This is a genomic window from Kineosporiaceae bacterium (genome assembly GCA_016713225.1).
Classification (GTDB): Bacteria; Actinomycetota; Actinomycetes; order Actinomycetales; family Kineosporiaceae; genus JADJPO01.
Map to the genome: position 1 here is coordinate 417,004 of JADJPO010000002.1, position 20,601 is coordinate 437,604.

Sequence of the window (20,601 nt, forward strand, 5' to 3'; positions counted from 1 at the left end):
ACCTGCACGAGAGCCGGCTGAGGAGGTGAGGGTCATGGCGGTCACCGGGGTGGTCGGTGCCGGGGTGATGGGCGTCGGCGTGGCCCAGTCCCTCGCCCAGGCCGGTCACGAGGTCGTCCTGGTCGACGTGAGCCAGGAGGTTCTCGACGACGCCGCACAGCGGCTGTACCGCAACTGCCGGGCCAGCGCGTTCCTGGGCGGCCCGCCCGTCGACGTGGCCCGGGTGACGAACGCGGTCTCACTGCAGGTGGGCGTCGGGGCCTTGGCGGCGGCAGACCTGGTGGTGGAGAACATCACCGAGGACTGGGCGGCCAAACGCGTGCTGTACCACCAGCTGGACGACGTCTGCCCGCCGGGGGCGATCTTCATCGCCAACACCTCCGCGATCCCCATCACGCGCATCGCCTCCGCGACCCGACGTCCGGACCGGGTGGTCGGCGTCCACTTCATGAACCCGGTGCCGCACAAACGGGTGGTCGAGCTGATCCCCGGCGTACACACCAGCGATGAGACCCTGCAGCGCACCCGAGACCTGTTGTCGGAGCTGGGGAAGGTCGCTGTCGAGGTGCGGGACTCGTGCGGCTTCATCTCCAACCGCGTCCTCATGCTCACCGTCAACGAGGCGGCATTCCTGGTTCACGAAGGGGTCGCGGACGCCGCGTCGGTGGACGAGGTGTTCCGCGGGTGTTTCGGCCACCCGATGGGGCCGCTCGAGACGGCGGACCTGATCGGGGTCGACACGATCCTGTACAGCCTCGAGGTGCTGCAGGAGCACTACGGCGACGACAAGTTCCGGCCCTGCCCGTTGTTGAAGCAGCTGACCGATGCCGGGCGACACGGACGCAAGTCCGGCCGAGGCTTCTACGACTACGCACCGAGCGGAGGGTGAGGGCAGCGTGTCCGATGACCAGGTGCTCGAACGAGTGATGGCCTTCATGCAGGGGCGTTTCCCGGGCAAGGACATCGCCCCGGACGACGACATCTTCGCGCTCGGCTTCGTGAACTCGATGTTCGCCATGGAGCTGGTCGTCTTCGTCGAATCGACCTTCGGCTTCGCGGTGCCGGCGGAGGAACTGCGATTGGAGAACTTCCGCAAGGCGTCATCGGTGACGGCGCTCGTGGTGCGCAACCTCGGGCTCATCTCGCGATGACGCCCGGCGCCGAGGTCCAGGGCCGCATCAAGTGCATCGTCTGGGATCTCGACAACACCGTGTGGGACGGGATCCTCTTGGAGGGTGACCCGTGCACGGTCCGCCCGGGAGTGCGCGAGACGCTGGAGGAGCTCGATCGCCGCGGGATCCTGCACTCGATCGCCAGCCGCAACGACGCCGAGGCGGCGCTGAGTCGGCTGCGCGAGGTCGGGATGCTGGACTACTTCCTCTTCCCTCAGATCTCCTGGAACGCCAAGTCGGACTCCGTGCGGCGCATCGCCGGGGCACTCAGCTTCGGGCTGGACGCCCTCGCCTTCGCGGACGACCAGGAGTTCGAGCGGGCCGAGGTGGCCCATGCTCACGCCGACGTGCTGTGCCTGGACCCCACCGACCCGACGTGCTGGCTGGACCTGCCCGAGTTCACGCCGCGCTTCGTCACCGAGGAATCACGTCACCGACGCGAGCTGTACCGCAGCCAGCTGGCGCGTGACGAGAGCGAGCAGCAATTCGAGGGGACGAACCAGGAGTTCCTGTCCGGCCTGGGCATGGTCTTCAGCATCCGGCGCGCCAACCGTTCCGACCTCCAGCGGGCCGAGGAGCTGACGGTACGCACCAACCAGCTCAACTCCACCGGACGCACCTACACCTACGACGAGCTGGACGCCCTGGTGCACGAACCGGATCACCTCCTCCTGGTCGCGGATCTGGAGGACCGGTTCGGCAGTTACGGCACGATCGGCCTCGCCCTCGTGGAACTGGGCAGCCCGGCGTGGCACCTGCGACTGCTGCTGATGTCCTGTCGGACGATGTCGCGTGGGGTCGGCACGATTCTGTTGAACCACATCATGGATCTCGCCCTGCAGGCCGGCGTCAGGCTTCGCGCGGACCTGATCGAGACCGGACGTAATCGCCTCATGCAGATCACCTACGCCTTCGCGGGTTTCGTCGAGGTGGAGCGCGAGGGCGCCCACGTCGTCCTGGAATCGGATCTGGCCCTGGTGCAGAAGCCGGCCGACTACGTCGAGGTGCGGGTCAGCTGACGGCGGAGTCGGCCATGGCCCCGGTGCGGTCCGTGCCGGCGGGAGGTGACTGGCGCACCTGAACCAGCCCGGTGGCCAGAGCCAGCGCCCCGGCCTGGAAACGGCTCACGGCCCGCAACTCGGCCAGAATGCTCGCGATGTGACGACGGCAGGTGCGGACCGAGATGCCCAGCCGGCGGGCGATGACCTCATCGGTCAGGCCCCGCGCCATCATGTCCAGGATGGCCCGCTGCAGGTCGTCGGCGACCGCCTGGTAGCCCACCCGTCCCGCGCAGTAGGGCTGCGACCCCGACCACATCGACTCGGCCATGCCGTGCATCAACCGAATGGTCGGGTGGTGGCGGATCACGACCCCCGACGGCCCTGCCTCGGCCACGTCCTCGAGCAGGAATACGGCCTCGTCGTCGAAGACCAGCAGCCGCTGCGGCAGACTGCCGACCGTGCCGACCTCACCACCGGCACCCACGATGCCGTTCAGGAGCACCCGGGATTGCAGATCGGCGCGCAGGGCGTGCGGTACCAGGAGGCGGACGCGGACGCCGCGAGCGGCCAGGGCCGCGACCCAGGCGAGTTCGTCGGCGCCCTGGTCCAGGCACCCCAGGAATTCCCGGCGGCAGGCCAGGGCGGCAGCCCGCAGGCCATCGCGGACCTCGGCGCCGGTCGGCATCCCGGCGATGGCTGCCGTGGCGCTGCCGGCACAGGCCGCCGCGTCGTAGTGGGATCGGAACGGGTCGAGCTGATGCTCGATCAGGCCGATCGCTTGGCGCTGAAGGTGGATCTGCTCGCTGAGGGGTCCGATCAGGCCGGCGGCGGCCACGTCGGGGCAGACCGGACTCAGGACCAGGGGCGCCCGGGAGTCCTCGGCGCGCACCAGGTTCATGCTCAGCAGTCGCTCGACGGCCCTGGACAACTCGGTCGGTGTCAGGCCCAGGTCGCAGGGTGCCAGGGTGGTCAGGTCCAACCGGTCCCGCTCCAGCGCCGCCGCGTACACCCGCAGGGCCACGTGATCCTGGTCGGGGTCCGGCGGATTCTCCACGGACGGACCCTGCTCCACCCTCTGGCCCATCTCAGCCCTCCGCTCGCTGCGCCCGTGAGGAGTCGATGAACTCTGCCAACAGACGGACCGTCGGGTACTCCAGGACGGCGATGCCCGGAACGTTGACCAGGAAGTGGTCTCGAATGCGCACGGCGAGCTGGACGGCGACCAGGGAATTGCCCCCGAGCTCGAAGAAGTCCTCGTCCAGCCCCAGGTGTTCGGCGGCGAAGGCCTCTTCCCACAGCGGCAACAGCTCTCGTTCGGTGGCGGTCGCCGTGGCAACGTCGAGGGAGGGGGCCGATCGCGCGGTGGACGACGTACGGTTCGCAGCGCCGACGAAGGTGCCCCGTTCGGCCGACGAGAGGGCCGCCGCCACGCGGGCGGCGATCCCCGCCAAACGCCGGGTCTTGTCCGGGATCGACTCGATGGTCACCACGTACTGCGCCTCCCGGCGGGTGTCGAGCATGCGCCACAGCAACCGGGTGGCCTCGTCGGCGTCGATCAGCAACTCCTCCTGGGCCAGCCCGAGGGTCGGCGCGCTGGGCTTGGCCTCGGACGGCGCGAGTGCCGCGTGGATTCCGGACACGTCGACCGCCCGCACCGAGAAGCCCTCGATCGCGACGACCTCACGCCCGTCCTCGTCCAGGAGGCTGACGTCATAGGAGCTGATGCCGCCCGTACGACCACGGAACCGAACGTGGCTCGTGACCTGCCTCGGCAGCTGTTCGCGGACGAGGATCCGGTCGTAGGCGATGGGAAGGAAGCTCTCTCCCTCACCGGCGACCTCGGGCGCATACATGCTCAGCGCCGTAGCGGCGTCGAGCAGGGACGGGTGCACGGCGAAGGCGCCGGAATCCTCGTCGGCCCCGGCAGGCAGCGTCAGCCGCGCCACCTGCTCGGCCTCGCCGCGGGTCACCGATTCGATCACCTGCCAGTGAGGCCCGAACACGACGATGTTCTGCGGATCGGTGAGGTCGGGGGTCCAGGACGGTCCCTGGCAGCGGGCCACGATCTCGTCGAGCGCCCGGCGCGGCACGTCGCCGTCGTCGGTGATCACTCCGGCAGACGCGGTCGCGTGGCGTTCCCACGGTGCGTCCGGTGAGCTCAGCGATCGGCTGAACACGCTGAACGAGAACCAGTTCGGTTCGTCCCGGGGTTCGCCCAGGACACGGATCTCGCGTCGGCTCTCGACGGCCAGTGGCTGGCTGAAGATCAGATCGCGGACCTCGACGACATCCCCTCCAGTGGCCTCGCGGCACGCCGAGGTGATCATCTCGACGTACGACGTGCCGGGGAAGACCTGCCGCCCGCCCATGCGGTGTTCGGCGAGTACCCAGTGCCAGTCGGGTCCGATGGTGGTGGTGAAGACGATCCGGTCGTCGTCCGGCTCACGCGTTCCGAGCAGCGGCCAGAGCGCTCGCACCGTGGGCGCGGCATCCTCGTCCGTCCTCGACGCCGTGGGCACCGGCGTCGAAGGTGCCGGGGACGGCGAGGATGCCGGCTGACGCAACTCACCGGCCAGCATGCCGATGCCCTGCCACCCGCACCAGTTCACCGTGAGCACATGCGCCCGGCCACCGGTGCGGGACTGGGCGAAGGCGTCGAGGAAGGAGTTGGCGGCGCAGTAGTCGACCTGTCCGTACCCCCCGGTGACGGCGATGATCGAGGAGAAGAGCACGAAGAGGTCGCACTCCTCGCGCAGCAGGCGGTCCAGCACCAGGGTGCCGTCGACCTTGGGTCGCAACACCGCCTCGGCCTGCTCCCGGCCCTTCATCGCCACCAGGCCGCCGCCCGGTACCCCCGCAGCGTGGAACACGCCGTTGATCGGACCGAAGCGTTCGTGGGCCTGGTCGACCACCTCGCGCATCGACGCCTCGTCGGCGACGTCCGCAGCGCACGTGATCAGTTCTGCGCCCAGCCGTTCCAACTCCCTCACCCGCGCGATCACGGTGCTCACCCGGTCATCGGGGCCGTGTTCGGCGAGATGGGATTCCCACTGGTCGTGATCCGGCAGCGGGGTGCGGCCGACGAGGACCATCCGCGCTCCGGCGGTTCGCGCCAACTCCTCGGCGATGCGCAGCCCGAGGTCGCCCAGGCCACCCGTGACCAGGTACACCCCGCGTCGTCGCAGACCGTGCGGCAGGGTGACGGCGGCGGGCAGCCCGACGGCGGGCTCGTAGTCGAGCGCCCACCGTCGCCCGCCCCGAAAGGCGATGGTCCGATCCCGGATCGGTGTCACGAGTTCCTGCAGCAGGAGGTCCACCGGTTCGTCCGCCGGCAGGTCGACGAGTTGGCAGCTCACCGTCTCCAACTCGATCGGGACCACGCGCCCCGGGCCGTGGAGCAGCGCCCTGGCCGGTTCCACTACATCCGTACCGGTGACGTCGGCGCCGTTGCTCGTGAGCAGCCGCATCGCCACCGATGCGCCCGGCCAGCGGATGGCGATCGCCTGCGACAGACACAGAGCGCTGGTGAACCCGGCGTCGCGGACGGCGTGCACCTGGTCCAGGGCCAGCGGGTCCTCGACGGGTGCAGTCGCGGTCCAGCCGTGCACGACCGCCGTGGGACGTGCCCCGATGGCATCGAGTGTCTCGAGCAGCTCCTCGTAGTCGGGTCGGTGCGTCGTCGACACCTGGTAGTGCTCGTCACCGAGGTCGGTGAAGGAGGTGCCCGGGCTGACTCGCACCACCCGGTTGCCGCGCCGCAGCAGTGATTGCGCGACCTCCTCGGCCGGCCCGTGGCCAGGGGTGAACACCAGCCATGGACCGGACGCCGCGGCCTCGGCGGGTGGCGGTGGGCAGCGACGCTGCCGCCAGGACGGCAGGAAGGTGATGCGCGAGAGCGGGTCGTCGCTGGGCACCTCCTCGCCCGTCGAGTGGGTGACCGCCGAGACCGGGTGCTGCCCCGGAGGATCCGGCTCGACCCAGAATCGTTCTCGCTCATAGGGATAGCTGGGCAGTGGGACGCGGCGGCGTCGGCTGCCGGTGTGCAGTCGGGACCAGTCGACGGCGATCCCCCGGGTCCACAGATGCCCGATCGCCTCGGCCATCGATTGTTCCTGCGACGTCTCCTGACGCCCGGCTCCGGCCGAGGCGCTGACGGCCGTGATGCCGTCGCCACGGTCGACATTGCCGCGCACGAGGGTGGCGAGGCTGTGCCCGGGGCCGACCTCGAGGAACACCGCGGAGCGGGTCGCCACCGTGCGGATCGCATCGGCGAATCGGACGGGCAGCCGGGCCTGGCGTGCCCAGTAGTCCGGGCTGCAGGCCTGCTCGTCGGTGATCCAGTCGCCCGTGACGGTCGAGACGAAGCGCCGGGCCGGCGGTTTGGGTTCGGCGCGTTCGGCGGCGGCGCGCAGATCATCGAGCATCGGGTCGAGCATGGCCGAGTGGAAGGCATGCGACGTCTGCAGCATCGTCGCGTGCGTCCCGGTGCGGGCGAGCAGCTGGTGCAGGTCCTCGAGCTCGTCGCGTGGACCGGCCACAACTGTGGCGTGGGGGCCGTTGATCGAGGCGATACTCAGGGAGTCGGGCAGGATGGGCAGGACATCCGCCTCACTCGAGGGCAGGGCCAGCATCCCGCCGGGTGGCATGGATTGGATCAGTCGCCCCCGAACCGCCACGAATTCCACGGCTGCGGGCAGGGAGAACACCCCGCTCAGGCACGCCGCGACGATCTCTCCCACACTGTGGCCGACCATGGCGGTCGGCTGCACACCCCAGTCCTCCAACAGTCGGGCCAGCGCGTACTCCACCGTGAACAGCGCCGGTTGGGTGAACCGCGTCTGGCGCAACTGTTCGCTGAGCTCGTCCACGGACACATCGCCCAGCCCCAGCACCAGCTGGGCCAGGTCGCCGTCCAGGTGTGGTGCCGCCAGCTGCACGCAGGTGTCGAACGCCTCGCGGAAGACGGGCTCGGTGCGGTACAGGTCGGCTGCCATCCCCACCCGCTGGGCACCCTGCCCGGGGAACAGGAAGACCAGGTCCGGGGTGGTCCGCGGGGGCACCTGATGACTGGGGGCGTTACGTAGCGCCGCCGCGGCATCGACGCCCTCGCCGCAGACCGCCACCGCACGGTGCGCCAGCTCGGGTCGACCCAGCTGGAGGGTGAAGGCCACATCGGCGAGATCGGGCGCCGTGCTCTGCCCGAGGTGCTGGGCGGTCCGGGATCTCAGGTCCTCCAGCGCGGTGGCCGTCTTCGCCGACAGCGGCAGGATCTGCCATGCCCGCCCCGTGTCGGCCCTGTCGGCCGTGTCGGTCGTGTCGACCCTGTCGGTCGTGTCGGCTGGTTCGGCCGCCGGCGGCTCCTCCAGGATCAGGTGGGCATTGGTGCCACCGATGCCGAACGAACTGACCCCGGCCCGCAGTGGAGCGTCCAGGTGTGGCCAGGGCCGCAGCCGCCGGCACACGTGGAACGGGGTCTGGGCGAAGGGAATTCGGGGATTGGGCTGGGAGTAGTGCAGCGTGGCGGGCAACCGGCGGTGCTGGATCGCGAGCACCACCTTGATCAGGCTCGGGATGCCGGCTGCAGCTCCGAGATGGCCGATGTTGGTCTTGACGCTGCCGATCGGGATCGCCTGCACGCCGCGTGCGCCGCCGAGTCGGTAGGCGGTCGACAGCGCCTCGACCTCGATCGGATCCCCGACGGCGGTGCCGGTTCCGTGCGCCTCGACGTATCCGATCGTGTCGGGATCGAGGTCACCGGCATCACGCAGGGCGTCGGAGATGACCACGGTCTGGCCCTCCGGGCTCGGGGCACCGAAGCTGGCGCGGTTGGCCCCGTCGTTGTTCATCGCCGAGCCGATGATCACCGCGTGGATGGTGTCGCCGTCGGCGACGGCGTCCTCGTACCGCTTGAGCAGAACCGTCCCGGCGCCGTAGCCGAAGTTCGTCCCTGAGGCCTCGGCATCGAACGTGCGGATGTGCCCGTCGCGTGAGTAGATGCTGTTCTCGGCCCAGGTGTACCCCTTCTCCTGCGGGGTGCGAATGTTCACTGCCCCCGCGATCGCCATCGAACACTCGCCGGCGGTCAGGGATCGACAGGCCAGGTGGACCGCCACCAGGGCCGTGGAACAGGCCGTGACGACCGAGACCGCAGGACCGGTCAGACCCAAGGTGTAGGCGACTCGGGTGGCCAGATAGTCGGGCGCGTTGTTGATCTCGATGCCGATGTCGCCCACGGCGTCGCGCACGCTCTGGTTCTCGTAGACGAAGTCGTGGCTGTAGGTGTTCGGGGCACCACCGCCGAACACCCCGATCCGGCCCGGGTAGCGCGACGGGTCGTACCCGGCGTGCTGCAGGGCCGTGTTGCAGACCTCCAGGAAGATCCGCTGCTGCGGGTCGGCGACCTGGGCCTCTCGAGCGTGATAGCCGAAGTACTTGGCGTCGAACCCCTCGATGTCGTCCAGCAGCGGGACCCGCCGAACGTAGTTGGGGTCGGTGAACCGCTGCTCGGGGACCCCGGCGGCCCGGAGTCGCTCGGTGTCGAGTTCGGTGAGCGATTCGACGCCCTCGACGAGGTTCTCCCAGAACTGGTCGAGGTCGACCGCACCCGGAAAGCGCCCGGCCATGCCGATGATGGCAATCCGGTGACCTGCTGCGGTTCCCCGGTCGGCAGCGCCCATGACCCACTCCTTCGGATCGCCGGCGCGTGGCCCGCAGCGCCGGAGGCAGCTGGCTGCCCGGGCCGGGTGCACCGAAGGCCGACTGTAGGAGGGGGTTGCGTGAACCGGCATGTCCGTCTTTGGACCACGGCACGTCCTGGATGTGCGGTACCGAACGCGGGGGATGCTCCTCTTGTGACGACGTCACTCTCGGGTCGACTTAATGAGACATTCCGGCGACCGGCGGGCGCACCTACTGTCCGGAAGGACGTTCTGTCCGGGATCACCCTGCGGGCGGGCGCGACCGACATCGATGGACGTACAGGTGCCCGTGGGCGTCGGTAGGCCTTGGTGAGAGGCGGTTGTGGATGCCCGAACAGCCCGAGGTGGCCCCGCTCTCAGCCAACGATCACATCGCCGTCGTCGGGATGGCCTGTCGATTCCCGGGGGCCAACAACCCGCAGCAGTTCTGGCAGAACCTCGTCGACGGCGTCGAGTCGGTCACGTGGCTGACCGAGGACGACCTGACCGCCAGTGGCGTTCCCGCGCAGGAGTTCCGGCAGCCCCACTACGTCAATGCCGCGTTCTGCATGGAGGACATGGAGTACTACGACGCCCGATTCTTCGGTGACACCCCGCGTGAGGCTCAGACCCGGGACCCGCAGATCCGCTGGTTCCTGGAGACGTGCTACGCCGCTGTCCAGGACAGTGGCTATGACCCGGCCCGCATCCAGGGACTGGTGGGCGTGGTCGGGGGTATGTCGAACAACTTCTACGGCGAGCGATATGTGCGTCGGAACAAGGCTCTCGGCGATGCCGTCGGGAGTATGGCGATCGGTGTCGGGAGCCACCCGGACTATCTGGCCACCGCGGTGTCCTACCGTCTGGGCTTCCAGGGCCCCAGCCTGACGGTGCAGAGCGCGTGCTCCACCTCGCTGCTGGCCGTCCACACGGCCTCGCAGTTGCTGCGCAGTGGTGAGTGTGACTATGCGGTCGCCGGTGGGGTGGAGATCGAGCTACCCGATCGTGTGGGGCACCTGTGGGTGGACGGCAGCATCTACACCCGCACCGGTCACATCCGCCCGTTCGACGCGAAGGCCTCCGGGACCATCTTCGGCAGCGGAGTGGGGGTGGTGGCACTCAAGCGACTGGGCGATGCCCTGGCCGACGGCGATCACGTGTACGCCGTCCTGCGGGGTTCGGCGGTCAACAACGACGGCGGGAACCGGGCCGGGTTCACCGCTCCCGGGGTGCTCGGGCAGGCTCAGTTGATCGTCGAGGCCCTGGCCACGGCGCAGGTCGGCGCGGACTCCATCGGGTTCGTCGAGGCACATGCCACCGGGACACTGGTGGGTGACCCGATCGAGGTGGCCGGCCTGACCAAGGCATTCCGTATCGCCGGGGCGACCGAGGCGAGCCTCTGCCCGATCGGTTCGGTGAAGGCCAACATCGGGCACCTCGGTCCGGCCTCCGGCATCGCCGGACTGATCAAGGTCTGCCTGGCCCTGGAGCATCAGGCGATCCCACCGAACATCAACTACGACACGCCCAATCCGAATCTCGACCTCGCGTCCAGCCCGTTCCACGTGGTGACGCAGCTCACCCCCTGGCCCCGGGGCGATCGGCCTCGGCGCGCCGGCGTCAGCTCCTTCGGCATCGGTGGCACCAACGTCCACGTGGTCGTCGAGGAGGCTCCACCGCGCGCGCCGGCTCCGCCGACGCCGGTACCGGAGCGTCGGTGGCACGTGATCCCGCTCTCCGCTCGCAGTGAGCAAGCGGCCGCCACGGCGGCCCGGGAGCTCGGCGAAACCCTCGGCCGGCGAACGGACCTCGACCTTCGGGATGTGGCCTTCACCGCCCACGCGGGCCGGGCGGCCTTCGGCTTCCGCCGAGCGGTGGCCGCCGCCGACCTGTCCGAGGCTGCCGCCGCGTTGTCGGCTGGGGGATCGCGCCGGCAGCTGGCGGCCAAGGCCGTGGTGGGACGCCCGATCGCGATGGTCTTCCCCGGCCAGGGGACGCAGTTCCCCGGTATGGGGCGCGATCTGTACCGGACCGAGCCGGTCTTCCGGGAGGCCCTCGACGAGTGTGCCGCCCTGCTGCACGGGCAACTCGACATCGATCTGTCGAGCCTGCTCTTCCCGTCCCCCGAGCAGACCGAGGCGGCTGCAGACCGGTTGCGCCAGACGCGGTACTGCCAACCGGCACTGTTCGCCGTCGAGTACGCCCTGGCCCGGTTGCTGCACGAGGCCGGGGTCCGGCCGACCGTCATGATCGGGCACTCGCTCGGGGAGTACGTGGCAGCGTGTCTGGCGGGGGTCCTGGGACTCCGCGATGCGTTGACCGTGGTGGCCGAACGCGGGCGGCTCATGCAGCAGATGGCTCCTGGGGCGATGCTCGCCGTCGACCTGCCGGCCTACCTGCTGGGCTCGACCCTTCCCCCGGACGTCGCGGTGGCGGCGGTGAACAGCCCCCGGGCGAGTGTCGTGTCGGGCACCGTCGAGGCGATCGCGGCGCTCCGTGCGCGACTCGAGACGCAGGGCACCTCGTGCGCCGAACTGGCGACGTCCCACGCCTTTCACTCGGCCTCGATGGATCCGTGCCTGGACGAGTTCGAGTCGGTGGTGCGGGGCGTGCGGCTGAGCCCACCCCGGATCCCGTTCGTGTCGAACGTCACCGGGCGGCAGATCACCGACGAGGAGGCCGTCGACCCGCGGTACTGGCGTCGCCAACTGCGATCGACCGTCCACTTCGCGGACGGTGTCGCCACCCTGGCCGAGGACGAGACCACCCTGTTCGTCGAGGTCGGTCCGGGAGACGCGATGACCAGGCTGGTACGTCAGTGCCGAGAAGGTGCCGGCGTGGCGACCGTGACGACGATGCGGCACCGGCTGCAATCGCGCGGCGACGACGAGGTCTTCGCCGAGGCTCTCGGGGCGCTGTGGTGTCACGGCGTCGAGGTGGCCTGGCTGACTCGGACCGGGGCCGCCCGACGGGTCGCCCTGCCCACCTATCCCTTCGAACGGCAGCGATACTGGGCCGAGCCGGATCCGGTGACACGCCTCGACGCAGAGGTGGACGACGAGGTCGGTTGGCCGCTGCCGGCGCATCGGTGCACCTTTGCGCCCTATTGGCGTGACGAACCGTTGGCGACGCCGGCCGGCTCGGTCGACGGCGCGCCGTTCCTGGTCTTCGACAGCGGGCATCCGATAGTTGCCGCGCTGATCCGGGAGTTACGGTCGGGCGGTGCCGACGTCACCGTCGTCCACCCTGGGAATGCCTTCTCCTGCAACGGTTCCGAGTTCACGATGCGTCCAGGATCCGCTGAGGACCTGGCCGCCGTGATCGACGACCTCCCGGCGCCACCGAGTGACATCGTCCACGCCTGGTGTCTGACCGAGACGGTCGAGGACCCGATCGATCCGGCCGCCCTCGACGAGGGCCTCGCGCGGTCGTTCTACAGCCTGTTGCACCTGGGGCAGCAGTTGGCTCGGCGCCGCAGCGACAGCGCAACCCGACTGCACGTGGTGTCCACCAACCTTCAGGAGATCTCGGGAACCGAGCCCCTCGAGCCGGTGAAGGCCGCACTGCTCGGGCCGATGATGCTGGCTGCTCGGGAGATCCCGGATGTGACGGCGCGCAGTATCGACCTCGACCTGTCGGGTGGTCCCGCCCCGGAACAGGTGGCGCGGCAGCTCATCGGTGAACTCACGGTGGCCGACGAGCATGCCCAGGTGGGGTGGCGAGGGCGCAAACGCTGGCGGCTGGACTATCGGATGGTGCCGCTGGACGAACCACCGGTGCCGGTGACACCTCAGGGCACCTACCTGGTGACCGGGGGGCTCGGCGCGATCGGCCTCACGGTGGCCGAGGAGCTGGCGAGCGCACCCAGCACCGTGGTGTTGATCGGCCGGACACCGGTACCGCCCCGTGAGGAGTGGCAGCGCCTGGTCGCCGACCCCGCCACCGATCCCGGCCGACGCCGGAGCATCGATCGGCTGCTCGCCCTGGAGGGACAGGGGTGCACCGTCGAGACCTTCGCCTGCGACGTGGCCGACGAGGCCGCCCTGGCCGGGGTGGTCGAGGAGGTGCACCGCCGCCATGGTGCGATCCGCGGGGTGTTCCACTGTGCGGGGGTGGCGGGCGGCGCCATGATGGCCGTCCGCTCCGACGAGGACGCCGCCGGGGTGCTCGCCCCCAAGGTCCACGGGACGATGGCGTTGTACCGACTGCTCGGCGACGAGGTGGACTTCATCGCCTTGTTCTCCTCGCTGACCGCGGCGACCGGCAGCTTCGGACAGGTGGACTACTGCGCTGCCAACAACGTGATGGACAGCTTCGCCCGTTGGGCCACGCACCACGGGCGATCGGTGATCTCCATCGGCTGGACCCAGTGGACGGATTCCGGCATGTCGGCCGATCGGGTCGACGCTGCGCCCCAGGCCTTTCGCCGGCTGCAGACCGGGGCTCGGTACGAGGACGTCGATCACCCGCTGCTCGATCGGCGCCTGGTGGCGCCCGGGGACGCGACGGTGTTCCTCACGGTTCTCGAGCCCGGCCGCCACTGGATCGCCTCGGAGCACCGGCTGCAGGGCAGGGACGTCGTGGTCGGCACCGGCCTGTTGGAGATGGTGGACGCCGCCTACCGTGAAACCGTCGGCGCCGTCCCCGAGATCCGGGACGTGGTGTTCATCGGCCCCATCGGGGTGACGGGGCCGACCGAGATCCAGGTGACGCTACGCCCCGACGGAACGGGCCACGAGGTCAGCGTGACCGCAGGCCCGGTCGACGGGCTCACGCGCACCGAGCGGCTGCGGTGCCGGGTCGTGGCTGCCGGGGCTGCCACCGCGCCGGTGCACGACCTCGAGGCGATCAAGGCCCGGTGCACCCTGCTGGCGACCACAGCCGACCAGTTGCGGTCGACCGGGAGCCTGATCGATCACGGTGCCCACTGGACGGGTCTCATCAGGGCGACGTACGCCGGTGAGCGGGAGGAGCTGTCCTCCATCGAACTCGGCGAGGCGTACTGGCCCGAGTGCGGTCGCCATCACCTGCACCCGGCTCTGCTGGACACCGCGGTCGCCGAGGCGAACTGCGCGCCGGAGCGACGGGAGAGCGGTGACAGCTACCTGCCGTTCAGCTACGGGAGACTGCGGTCGTACGAACCGATTCCGGCACGATTCTGGGTGCACATCCGTCACCTGGCCGAGCCCGGGGCGCAGATCGACCGGATGGCGATCAGGCTGATGCACGAGGACGGCCAGGCGATCGTCGACATCGACGAGTACGCCGAGCGGCGGGTGGACCCCACGGCCATCCGGGAGGCGGTCGATGCCCGCCCCAGGGATCCGGACAACGAGCCGGTGGCGCCGCCGACGACCGGGGACGCCCTGGACGACGTCAGCGTGACGCCACAGCTCGGTCGTGACGTCCTGCGCCGGATCCTGCACTGGCGGCCCGCCCCGCACCTGCTGGTCGTGCCGGAGGGGATCCATCGGAACCTGCGCCGGACCCAGTCGCTCACCATCGATGTGGTGCAGCGCGAACTGGACGACCTGCCGCTCACCGGCTCGGCCGAGCGTCTGGTCGACACCGAGTACGTGCCGCCGTCGACACCGTTGCAGCGCACCATCGCCTCACTGTGGGGGTCGGCGCTGGGGGTGCCGGAGGTCGGGATCCACGACGTGTTCTTCGAACTCGGGGGCAACTCCCTGGTGGCGGTGCAGCTCGCCTCTCGGATCCGCGAGACGCTCGACGTCGACCTCCCGATCGCCATCCTGTTCGACCACCCCACGGTGCACGAGCTGGCCGAGTTCATCGACGGCCGGTCGAACACCGCCGACACCGTGGCCCCCTGATGGGCACAGCCGCCGAGACGGCCCGGCTGGAGCCGTGGGTGCAGTACACCCGCCCCACTCCGGGGGCCGAGACCGTGCTGGTCTGCTTTCCCTACGCCGGCGGGGCCGCATCGGCCTATCGAGAATGGGTTCCGCAGCTGGCGGTGCACGGTGTCGAGGTGTGGCCGGTGCAACTGACCGGTCGTGAGGGACGTTTCCGCGAAGCGCCGACCACCGATCTGTCGGTCGTCGCCGAGCAGGTCATGGCCCTGCTCGACCAGCACCTCGACGGACGCTCGTACGCCGTCTTCGGGCACAGCGCCGGGGCCTACATGGCCTACCTGCTGGCCTCCCTCGGGAGCCGGCTCTCACGGCGTGTGCCGCTGCACGTGTTCGTCAGCGCCTCGCGTCCCCCCAGCCGTCCCGACCCGGATTTCCCCATTCATCACCTGCCGCGGGAACCCTTCCTGGCCAAGATGTTCGGCTACGGTCGGATGCCGGTCGAGGTGCTGGACCATCCCGACCTGGCGGAGCTCGTGATCGCGACGGCCCGAGCCGACCTTCAGCTGGTCGAGACCTTTCCCTGGGCATCCGTACCGGAGCTCGACTGCCCGGTCACGGCTCTCGTCGGCAGCGCCGATGCGAGCGTTCCCGTGGCGACCCAGGAGGAGTGGAGCCGGATCACCCGCGGCCCGTTCGCCTCGGTCGTGATCCCGGGAGGCCACTTTCCCTCGGCCACGGCCCAGGGGATGATCCTCGAGGTGATCCGCCGTGCTCTCTGCTAGCACCCATCTGCAGGCGTCGATCGGGGACGCCGGCGCGCAGCCGGCCATCGAACTCATCGACGTCACCAAGGTGTACCCCCGCCGCCGGGGGACTCACGGGCCGGTGCTCCCGTCCGTCGACCGCCTGAACCTCACCATCGGCGCGGGCCAGGTCTACGCCTTGCTGGGCCCGAACGGTGCCGGCAAGTCGACCACGGTGCGGATGATCGCCACGCTGCTCGAGCCCACCTCCGGTCAGGTGAGGGTGTGCGGCCTGGACTCCGCAACCCACCGCCGAGAGACCCGGGCACTGCTCGGCGTGGCCCTCGGCGGCGAGCGCAGCGTGTACTGGAAGCTCACCGCCCGGCAGAACCTCGAGTACTTCGCCGCGCTCCACGGCCAATCCCGTCGGCGAGCCCGCGGCCGGATCGAGCAGGTACTCGAACTGTTGGACATCGCGGACCGGGCCGATGAGCACATCGAGACCTGGTCGACGGGGCTGCGGCAGCGATTGGTCCTGGCCCGAGCCCTGCTCAACCGGCCACGGGTCCTGCTGCTCGACGAGCCGTCCAGCGGCCTCGATCCCCGTGCGGCACAGGGCATGCAGGAGCACATCCTGCGATTCCGCGAAGCGGGCCACACGATCCTGCTGACCACGCACGACATGGCCGAGGCCGACATGCTGGCCACCCGGGTCGGCATCATCGACTCCGGACGGCTGGCCGGCGAGGGGACGCCGGCAGAGCTGAAGCGCGCGGTCGGGGCCAGCCGGGTGGTGCACGCGCACGTGCGGGTGGAGTCGCCCGGTCAGTTGGAGCGAGCGCTGCGCGATCTGGGTGAGACGGCGAGGACGACGGTGGACGGCGTGGTCACCGAAGCCGGCGGCACCGTCGTCCTCACGCTGATGGGCTCGGGCGGCGACGAACTGGTGCCGCGACTGATCGGCGTGGCGCAGCGGCACCAGGTGGACGTGCTGCGGGTGGAGAACGAGTCGGTCAGCCTCAAGGACGTCTTCCTCACCCTCACCGGGAGGAGGCTGAACGTCGATGCCGACACCCCGTGAGGCCGTGGCCCTGTTCGCCACGGTGCGCAAGGAATCCCTGGTGATGCTGCGGTACTGGCCCAACACCGTGATGCTCCTGTTGGAGACGATCCTGATGCCCCTGGCCTATTGGGCCCAGGCCCAGGGCTTCGAGGGTAATGATCCGGCGGCCACCGAGGCGTTTGCACAGCGCTCGGGCACCGACAGTCTCGCGGGGTTCATCTACCTCGGCTGGGCGGTCTTCATGTGGGTGACCACGATGATCTGGGGGCCGGGAGCGGCCCTGCGGGCCGAACGGATGCAAGGGTCACTCGAGAGCCTGTTCCTCACGCCCGTCTCACGTTTCACGTTGCTCTACGGCCCGAGTCTGGCGTATCTGATCCCGACGGCTCTCGAGTTCGCGGCCGTGGGACTCATGCTGCGCCTGGTGTTCGGCGTCCCCCTGGGGCTGTCGGAGCTGCTCAGCGGTATCGCCATCATGGTGGCCTCGATGCCGGTCCTGTTCGCCTTGGGGGGATTGGTGAACGTCCTCGTCATGTGGGTGCGCGACTCCGCCGGGTTCAACGGTGTGCTGCGTGGGTTGATCGGGCTGCTGTGCGGCATCACCTATCCCGTTGCCGTCCTGCCGGGTTGGTTGCACCCGGTGAGTCATGCCCTGCCCGTCACGGTGATCCTGGACACGCTGCGGGGGGCGATGCTCGGCCTGATGGACGCCGGATCGGTGTGGTCCCGTTCGCTGCTCCTGCTGGGAACCGGGCTCGGGTTCGGTGTGCTGGCGCTGATCATGCTGGATGTCGCGCTGCGCGCGGTGCGGCGCAGCGGTCGGCTGGGGCAGTTTTGATCCGGCAGTGGGCTGCCGTCGTCCGTCGGGAATGGCAGGTCCAGCGGCGCTATCCGGTGAGCATGGTGAACACCGTGCTGCTCACCCCGCTGTATCAACTCGCCCTGCCCACCCTGCTGCTCGGGAGCGCGTTCGTCGTCGGGAACCAGTCCTTCGGCCTGGAGCGGGAGACCGGGACCGGCGATCTCGGCGGCTGGATCGGCACCGGGGTGCTCGCGGCGGCGCTCACGGTGGGAGCGGTGACCAGTGTGTACAACACCCTGGACGCCGACCGGGTCACCGGCGTGATGGAACACTCCTGGAGCACTCCTGCCCCGCGGCACGTCTACGTGGTCGGCGCCGTGTTGACCGGGACCATGTTCGGCGGCGCGGCGGGCATCGTGCTCATCGCCATCGCGATCGCCGCGTTGAACGCCACCTTCGCGCCGCTCGGCGTCCTGCTCTGTCTTCCGGCCGTGGTGGCGCTGGTGATCGGCAACTGCGGTTTCGGCTACCTGGTTGCCGCGGCCCTGCTGTCCCTGCGCCAGGCCGACATCCTGGTCGAGGTGACCACGATGTTCTTCGTCGTGTTCTCGGGGGTGATGTTCCCGCTCACCCTCTTGCCGGACGCCGCCCGCTGGCCGACCTACCTGGTGCCCGGCACCTGGGCACTGGACCTGATCCGCCACCTCACGCTCGACGCACGACCCCTGGCACCGCTGCTGGTCGAGGTGGTGGCCGCGGCGGTCACCTCGACCGCCTGGCTGGCGCTGGGACTGGTCGCCTTCCGCGCCGCGGAGCGGCATCAGCAGGTCAACGGAACACTCAGCCAGTTCTGACCGGGGAACCGCCCCGCGGTCGACGACAACGAGAGGACGAGCCGAGATGAAGCCCGCAGAACGGCCCATCGTCATCTCCCCACGCTTCGGGTTGGTCGAGGAGTTGACCGGCCGGGCCGAGATCGCCGAGAGCCTCGGTGTCGACCAGATCTGGCTGGAACAGCAACCGGACCAACGGGACTCCCTCGTGGTGGCCGCGGCCTATCTGTCCCACGCGCCGTCGGCCACCGTCGGAACCGCCGTGCTGCCGGTGTACACCCGCCACCCCGCCTCGATGGCCCAGGCCGCCCTGAGTCTGGCCGACCTGTCCGGCGGCCGTTTCGTCCTGGGACTCGGCTACAGCCACCAGTTCATCAACGAATACGTGCTCGGCCTGCGGCAGGGCCCGCCCATCGCGGTGATGCGGGAGTACCTGCAGATCGTCACCGGGTTGATCGACACCGGCACCGTGATGAGCGAGGGCCGCTACTTCACGGCGCGGATGCACTACGTCGGGACCCGCACCACCACTCCGCTGGTCCTGGCCGGCCTGCGCCCCCACATGATCCGGTTGGCGGTCGAGTTCTGCGAGGGTCTGGTGCTCTGGTTGTGCACCCCGCGGTACATCGCCGAGCGGGTCACCCCGATCGTGGAGCAGGCCTGCGCCGACTTCGGCAAGGACCCGGCCGACTTCCAGGTGATCAGCCTGCTGCCCACCTACACCGGCGTGAACGCCGGCAAGGCCCTCGAACAGTTCTCCCAGACGGTGCGCGCCTACCGCCTGATCCCGCACTACCGGTACGTCATGGAGGCCTACGGGGAGGTCGACGCCGGTGATCTGTGCATGATCGGCACGGCCGACTACATCCAGGATCGGATGGCGGCGTTCCGTGCGGCCGGGTCGACGCCGATCGTGTCGCCGCTGGGCGACAGCTTCGAGGAGTTCGCCGACGCCATCGTGGCTGCCTACGGCCCGGCGCCGTCCTAGGAGGTCGCCGTGCTGCACACCTGGTTCACCGATGCGGTGGGGCGGTTCCCGGACCGGGTAGCGCTGGTGGTCGAGGACCGTCCCTCGACCTACCTGGAGCTCGACCGCCTGTCCCGGGCGATCGCGGCGCGCATCGTCCGGTCGCTCCCCGCGCGCCCCCGCGTCGGGCTGCTGGCGGCGCGCAGCCTGACGGCGTACGCCGCCTACCTGGGGATCCTGCGCTGCGGCGGCGTCGTCGTCCCCCTCGACGCCCACTACCCCGAGCAACGGCTGGCCCTGGTCGCCGAGTTGGCGGGGTTGGACGGTGTCGTCGCCGAGCGGGATCAGCCCGTCGGCGCGGCGATCGGGCGCCCGGTGCTGCGGTTCGGTCGAGCGTGGCTCGACGAGACGCTGCGCTGTGGCGGTCCGGCGACCGATCCCGCCACCGATCGGGAGCCCGGCCCGGACGACGTGGCCTACATCCTGTTCACCTCGGGCTCGACGGGGATGCCCAAGGGCGTCCCCATTCGGCACCGGCACCTGGACGATCTGGTGCGGCACTGCCTGGACCTCTATCGAGTGGATCGTGATGCGCGGCTCAGCCAGACCTTCCGGCTCACCTTCGATCCCTCGGTGCTGGACCTGTTCCTGGCCTGGGGAGCCGGGGCCGCGCTGATCGTGCCGAGCGAGGACGACCTCTTCGATCCGGTCTCCTTCGTCAACCGGCACGGGGTCACCCACTGGTGCTCGGTGCCATCGATGATCGCCTTTGCGGCGGACAGCGGTCTGCTCACTCCCGCAGCCATGCCCTCGCTGCGATCCAGCGTGTTCTGCGGCGAGCAACTCACGCTGCGGCAAGCCGCGATGTGGGCTGACGCGGCGCCGGGGAGCACGCTCGACAACGCCTACGGACCCACGGAGCTGACGGTTCTGGCGACGTCGTATCGGATGCCCCGGGAACGGTCGCAGTGGCCTCGGACCGGCAACGGAACCGTGCCGATCGGCACCCCGTTCCCGCACCTGCAGGCGCGACTGGGGCCGGACGACGAGTTGCAGGTCCGCGGCTCCCAGCGCTTCGACGGCTATCTCGACCCTGCGGACGACGAGGGCAGGTTCGCCCCGGACGACGACGGCGAGTTGGGCGGGCCGGTCCCGAGCAGCGCCTGGTATCGCACCGGTGATCGCGTGACCGAGCAGGACGGCGTGCTCGTGCACCTGGGTAGGCTCGACAACCAGGTCAAGGTCATGGGACAGCGGGTGGAGCTGCCGGAGGTGGAGGCTGCCTTGCGGACGTGGGCCGGGGTGCACGAGGCGGTCGTGGTCCTGCTCGCCGACGATGCGGGCGGCGGCGTGTTGGCGGCCGCCTACACCGGCGAGTCGTTGACCGCCCGGCAGGTGCGCGAGCGGCTGCTGGCGCACCTGCCGGTGCACATGATCCCCAAGCGGTACCAGCACCTCGACAGCCTGCCTCGCAACGACCGCGGCAAGGTCGATCGGGCGGTCTGTGCCCGGCTGCTGGGCGGCTGA

The 20,601-nt window shown here is 69.9% G+C and carries 12 protein-coding genes; 10 read left to right on the forward strand and 2 right to left on the reverse strand.

Features of this window, described 5'->3' with window-relative positions; translation table 11 throughout:
• Window positions 1-34 precede the first annotated feature (34 nt).
• From IPK24_07960 to IPK24_07970, 3 genes are read left to right on the forward strand one after another with little or no spacing between them, the layout of a single operon-like run.
• Window positions 35-889, forward strand: a complete 855-nt coding sequence (locus tag IPK24_07960; protein ID MBK8075486.1) for an NAD-binding protein — start codon at window positions 35-37, stop codon at window positions 887-889.
• Window positions 890-926: 37 nt separating this feature from the next.
• Window positions 927-1,151, forward strand: coding sequence for an acyl carrier protein (locus IPK24_07965; protein MBK8075487.1), 225 nt, complete (start codon window positions 927-929; stop codon window positions 1,149-1,151).
• On the forward strand, window positions 1,148-2,191 hold the full coding sequence (locus IPK24_07970) for an HAD-IIIC family phosphatase (protein MBK8075488.1): 1,044 nt from the start codon (window positions 1,148-1,150) through the stop codon (window positions 2,189-2,191). The genes IPK24_07965 and IPK24_07970 overlap by 4 nt, the downstream gene beginning before the upstream one ends.
• On the opposite strand, the gene IPK24_07975 is transcribed toward IPK24_07970, so the two are convergent.
• Together IPK24_07975 and IPK24_07980 are read right to left on the reverse strand one after the other, a co-directional pair.
• A complete protein-coding gene (locus IPK24_07975) occupies window positions 2,184-3,227 on the reverse strand; it encodes a helix-turn-helix transcriptional regulator (GenBank protein ID MBK8075489.1) in 1,044 nt (347 codons plus the stop codon). The genes IPK24_07970 and IPK24_07975 overlap by 8 nt on opposite strands.
• A 31-nt stretch (window positions 3,228-3,258) precedes the next feature.
• Entirely contained in the window at window positions 3,259-8,850 is a 5,592-nt protein-coding gene (locus tag IPK24_07980; GenBank protein MBK8075490.1) for an SDR family NAD(P)-dependent oxidoreductase, read from the reverse strand.
• Window positions 8,851-9,197: 347 nt separating this feature from the next.
• On the opposite strand from IPK24_07980, the gene IPK24_07985 reads away from it, so the two are divergent.
• Genes IPK24_07985 through IPK24_08015 form a run of 7 tightly spaced genes read left to right on the forward strand, consistent with a single transcriptional unit; the run spans window position 9,198 to window position 20,601 of the window.
• Window positions 9,198-14,684: an SDR family NAD(P)-dependent oxidoreductase gene (locus tag IPK24_07985; GenBank protein ID MBK8075491.1), complete on the forward strand. Its 5,487-nt coding sequence runs from the start codon at window positions 9,198-9,200 to the stop codon at window positions 14,682-14,684.
• Window positions 14,684-15,448 carry a thioesterase gene (locus tag IPK24_07990; GenBank protein ID MBK8075492.1) on the forward strand — a complete coding sequence of 255 codons (765 nt, stop codon included), beginning with the start codon at window positions 14,684-14,686 and terminating at the stop codon, window positions 15,446-15,448. Before IPK24_07985 ends, IPK24_07990 begins: the two co-directional genes overlap by 1 nt.
• A gap of 46 nt (window positions 15,449-15,494) precedes the next feature.
• Entirely contained in the window at window positions 15,495-16,490 is a 996-nt protein-coding gene (locus IPK24_07995; GenBank protein MBK8075493.1) for an ATP-binding cassette domain-containing protein, read from the forward strand.
• Complete coding sequence (locus IPK24_08000) at window positions 16,474-17,310, forward strand: ABC transporter permease (GenBank protein ID MBK8075494.1); 837 nt, start codon at window positions 16,474-16,476, stop codon at window positions 17,308-17,310. The genes IPK24_07995 and IPK24_08000 overlap by 17 nt, the downstream gene beginning before the upstream one ends.
• A complete protein-coding gene (locus tag IPK24_08005) occupies window positions 17,307-18,128 on the forward strand; it encodes an ABC transporter permease (protein ID MBK8075495.1) in 822 nt (273 codons plus the stop codon). Before IPK24_08000 ends, IPK24_08005 begins: the two co-directional genes overlap by 4 nt.
• A gap of 46 nt (window positions 18,129-18,174) precedes the next feature.
• Window positions 18,175-19,095 (forward strand): LLM class flavin-dependent oxidoreductase, encoded by a 921-nt coding sequence (locus tag IPK24_08010; protein ID MBK8075496.1) that lies wholly within the window; start codon window positions 18,175-18,177, stop codon window positions 19,093-19,095.
• A gap of 9 nt (window positions 19,096-19,104) precedes the next feature.
• Window positions 19,105-20,601, forward strand: a complete 1,497-nt coding sequence (locus IPK24_08015; GenBank protein ID MBK8075497.1) for an AMP-binding protein — start codon at window positions 19,105-19,107, stop codon at window positions 20,599-20,601.

Coding starts and splice junctions, on each gene's coding strand:
- IPK24_07960 (MBK8075486.1), top strand. CDS start 35: ATGGCGGTCACCGGGGTGGTCGGTGCCGGGGTGATGGGCGTCGGCGTG.
- IPK24_07965 (MBK8075487.1), top strand. CDS start 927: ATGGCCTTCATGCAGGGGCGTTTCCCGGGCAAGGACATCGCCCCGGAC.
- IPK24_07970 (MBK8075488.1), top strand. CDS start 1,148: ATGACGCCCGGCGCCGAGGTCCAGGGCCGCATCAAGTGCATCGTCTGG.
- IPK24_07980 (MBK8075490.1), bottom strand. CDS start 8,850: ATGGGCGCTGCCGACCGGGGAACCGCAGCAGGTCACCGGATTGCCATC.
- IPK24_07985 (MBK8075491.1), top strand. CDS start 9,198: ATGCCCGAACAGCCCGAGGTGGCCCCGCTCTCAGCCAACGATCACATC.
- IPK24_07990 (MBK8075492.1), top strand. CDS start 14,684: ATGGGCACAGCCGCCGAGACGGCCCGGCTGGAGCCGTGGGTGCAGTAC.
- IPK24_08000 (MBK8075494.1), top strand. CDS start 16,474: ATGCCGACACCCCGTGAGGCCGTGGCCCTGTTCGCCACGGTGCGCAAG.
- IPK24_08010 (MBK8075496.1), top strand. CDS start 18,175: ATGAAGCCCGCAGAACGGCCCATCGTCATCTCCCCACGCTTCGGGTTG.